The organism is Mesorhizobium sp. M4A.F.Ca.ET.050.02.1.1, assembly GCF_003997725.1.
Classification (GTDB): domain Bacteria; phylum Pseudomonadota; class Alphaproteobacteria; order Rhizobiales; family Rhizobiaceae; genus Mesorhizobium.
Map to the genome: position 1 here is coordinate 1 of NZ_RZSG01000638.1, position 3,535 is coordinate 3,535.

The 3,535-nt window shown below is 60.6% G+C and carries 3 protein-coding genes; 1 reads left to right on the top strand and 2 read right to left on the bottom strand.

Going from position 1 to position 3,535, the window contains the following annotated elements; genetic code table 11:
* Together EOA33_RS28455 and EOA33_RS28460 are read right to left on the bottom strand one after the other, a co-directional pair.
* Window positions 1–706, bottom strand: a 706-nt coding sequence (locus tag EOA33_RS28455; protein WP_127407151.1) for an ATP-binding cassette domain-containing protein, incomplete at its 3' end; no start/stop codon positions are given.
* Between the two features lies 1 nt (window position 707).
* A complete protein-coding gene (locus EOA33_RS28460) occupies window positions 708–2,366 on the bottom strand; it encodes an amidohydrolase (protein WP_127407152.1) in 1,659 nt (552 codons plus the stop codon).
* 158 nt (window positions 2,367–2,524) lie between these two features.
* Here EOA33_RS28460 and EOA33_RS28465 point away from each other — a divergent pair, with 158 nt between their 5' ends.
* Window positions 2,525–3,256: a GntR family transcriptional regulator gene (locus EOA33_RS28465; protein WP_127407153.1), complete on the top strand. Its 732-nt coding sequence runs from the start codon at window positions 2,525–2,527 to the stop codon at window positions 3,254–3,256.
* Window positions 3,257–3,535 lie beyond the last annotated feature (279 nt).

Below are 3,535 nucleotides of genomic sequence, written 5' to 3' on the forward strand. Positions count from 1 at the left end.
GGCCAACCTGGAGCACCCGCCCACGGTTCATGACGGCAATGCGGTCGGACATTGCCAGGGCTTCCTCCTGATCGTGCGTCACGAAAATAAACGTGATGCCGGTTTCAGTTTGGAGTCGCTTCAATTCGACCTGCATCTCCTTTCTCAGCTTGTAGTCGAGGGCCGACAACGGTTCATCGAGCAAAAGCACTTCCGGTTGCGGAGCCAGAGCGCGGGCCAGGGCGACACGCTGCTGCTGCCCGCCGGAGATCTCACTGGTCCGCCGGTCGGCAAGCGTTTCCATCCGCACGAGTTTCAGCATCGCGGCCACGCGATCCACGCACCTGGACTTCGTCCAGCCCAGCATTTTCAGTCCGAAACCGATGTTCTCGGCGACAGACATGTGGGGAAAGAGCGCGTAGTTCTGGAAAACCGTGTTGATTGGCCGCCGAAACGGCGGAAGCGCCGCAATGTCCTTGCCGCGGAGCAGGATTTGTCCATTGGTCGGAAAGTTGAACCCAGCGATCAGCCTCAAAAGCGTCGTTTTTCCGCAACCGGACGGGCCCAGCAACGTAAAGAACTCGTTTTCGGTAATGTCGATCGACACATCGTCAAGCGCCAGGAAGGCCGAGGCGCCGGTGCCATAACTCTTTTGCAGGCCGATCGCCTGGATCGCCAGGCGACGATCCGCGGTTTGCGGTTGGGTGGGTTGGGACAATGCCAGCATATCAGGCCTCGAAGGTAACGCGACCGCCGCAGACGGTGAGTGCAGGTGAGAGGGTGTTGATCTCCCCGGGTGAAACGGCCTCGATATCGCCGGATAGGAGGACAAAATCGGCGAAATGACCGGGTTTGAGTTGTCCCTTCCGGTCCTCCGCGTGTTCGGCATAGGCACCTTCGATCGTATAGGCGGCAATCGCCTCGTGGAGGGTGTAGCTCTGGTCTGGCAGATGCGGCGCCCAGGGCTCGCGGTTGACGGCCGCATGGATGCCGGCCAGGACGTCAATCCGCGCCACCGGCCAATCCGACGCAAAGACAACATGGGCTCCCGCCTGCTTTAAAGTCCGCCAGGCATAGGCAAGCGGCCAGCGATCGGGCCCGATGCGGGTCTTGGCCGGTTCAAGCGGGAAATCCATCACGCCCGGGGGATGCGGCGGCTGCATGGACGCGATCGCGCCAAGGGCAGCAAAGCGCGGAATGTCGTTGGGCTGGATGACCTCGATATGCTCGATCCGGTGGCGCGCGTCCCGCGGGCCATTGGCCTTCATGGCGGCTTCATAGCCGTTCAGGACCGCGCGCACCGCACCGTCGCCGATCGCGTGCACGGCGATCTGCAGACCGCGCCGGTCCGCCTCGGTCGCCATTTCCGTGAATTGGGCCTGCGTGAAGAGCGGTTCCCCGGTGAAGTCGGGCCGGTCTGCATAGCCGTCGACGAGATAAGCGGTGTAGCCTTCGATCACGCCGTCATAAAAAGCCTTCACGAGACCGGAGTTCAGCCAGTCCCCGCGATAGTCGTCATTCATGCGGGACGCCTTTTCCAGCATGTCGACCGTCATGAAGTTCTTGAAATGGAAGGGAACCTTGACGCGGCAGAGCAGGGCGCCCTGTTCCTGGATCTCGTCGAGCAGTTCCAGTGTGTAAAGATTTCCGTCCATGTTGTGGATCGACGTGATCCCGTGCCTGGCGCACCAGGCCAGGGCGGCTTTTATGGACGCCCGGTCCAGCGCCCTTTCCTCTGGCGTTGGCGGTTCGGGCGGCTCGCCTCCCGTGGAAAGCCCCAGCGACGAACGAAATGTGCCGGCATAGACATTGACCGGTCCGAAGGCCTCGACTTCGCGCAGTTCGCCGGTAGCAAGGCCATCGCCGCCCATGACCACCTCGTTGCCGGGGCCCAGGGCTTTGCCGTGGAGAAGCCGGACTTCCTCTAGCAGTATGGTGTTGGCCCACATTGTGTGATGGTCAAAGGCCACGAAGGCCAGGGGCCGGTCATCGAGGATGCTGTCGAGAAAATACCGGTCGATCGGGCTGCCATCGAGCATGTCATAGTCGGCACCCTGGCAAAAAAGGACCTTCGCTTCCGGATTTGCCGCGGCGTGAGCCCGCACTTTTTCGCGGATCGCGGTTTTACCCTTCGTGCCCGTCAGCAACAGGTCATTGAGGATGGCGCCGCCGCCAAACACATGCATGTGCGCTTCGATGAAGCCCGGCAGCACGCTTCGGCCGGCAGCGTCGATCATCCGCGTCAAATTGCCGGCAAACGGCAGCACTTCGGTTGCGTCGCCAACAGCGAGAATTCGTCCATTTGCGACGGCCATCGCAGAAGCCGCCGGCCTGGCCGGGTCCATGGTCAGAATCTTTGCGCTCGTGACCACTATGTCCGCTTGCATCAATGACGCTCCCCCAGCCTGCCCAACTTCCCTTCCGGTTAGGGCAGCAATTGGCTACATTTTTTGAATACTTTGTTGTATACACTATGCGCTTGTGAATGCGTGAGTCAACCGGTACCTATTTGCCGCGTTGACGCCAGCCGGTGTTAGGAGCCCCGATGAACGACGTTGCCCGCGGACATTTGCGTCAGTCGACCTACGAATCGATCAAAGCGATGATCGTGACCGGGCAGCTGTCACCGGGCAGACGAATTACGGAACTCGAGCTCGTCGAACAGCTTCAGGTCAGCCGGACGCCGGTGCGCGAGGCACTTAATCGATTGGAGCGTGACGGGCTTGTGGTCGAACGTCCCCGCACGGGATTTGCGGTGGTTCAATTTGACGAAACGATGCTCCGGAACGTCTTCGACATCCGGGCAGAGCTGGACGCCTATGCGACGACCTTGGCGATCGCCCGTATCACCATCGATGAAGTGGAACTGCTGCGCGGCTTGGTCGCGGATTGCGAGCGCCTGGCGCAAATCGACCCATCTCCCCGTGCCCGGCTGGAGGAGATGCAGACCGGCATGGAAATCCATCGCGCAATCGCGCGATTTAGCGCCAACGTCATGCTCGCGGAAATGCTGAACGGACTTTTGGACAAGTGCCAAGTCTATGTGTGGATGGAATTGACCCAGCTGAACGACTGGAAGGCGGCGCGTGACGACCATCATATGATTGTTGAAGCGATCGCTGCCGGGGACGCCGACACAGCCTGCCGCGAATCCCGCCGTCATATCCGGCAATCGAGGGATGGCATCCTGGACCTCATGCTCAGACAGCGTGATCTGCGCGACCTGTATCTATCCCGAAACGAGGAGTCGCAGGCCCGACCGGGTCTGGCTGTTTGAGTATCAGGCTCCCCCATGCGACAAAGGCTTTTTGACGACGACAATAGCCCCTGGAACGACTGAAACAGGCGCAAAAGCTCGAAGCTTCCGGTTCAGGGCAGGGCGTTGCCCTTGGACAGACGTTTGGCGGACCTTGCGGGGAGGCGTCCGCTCTGATTCCCTGCCTTTGGTGGGGGTCGCCTGATTCGTGTGCTCGTTGCTCCGGTTCCGCTTGATAGTGCGGCGGGGGCAGCAGGTGATTTCGCTAGAAAGATGAAAAATGACCGCCAAGCCGGAAAT

Coding starts and splice junctions, on each gene's coding strand:
- EOA33_RS28465 (WP_127407153.1), top strand. CDS start 2,525: ATGAACGACGTTGCCCGCGGACATTTGCGTCAGTCGACCTACGAATCG.
- EOA33_RS28460 (WP_127407152.1), bottom strand. CDS start 2,366: ATGCAAGCGGACATAGTGGTCACGAGCGCAAAGATTCTGACCATGGAC.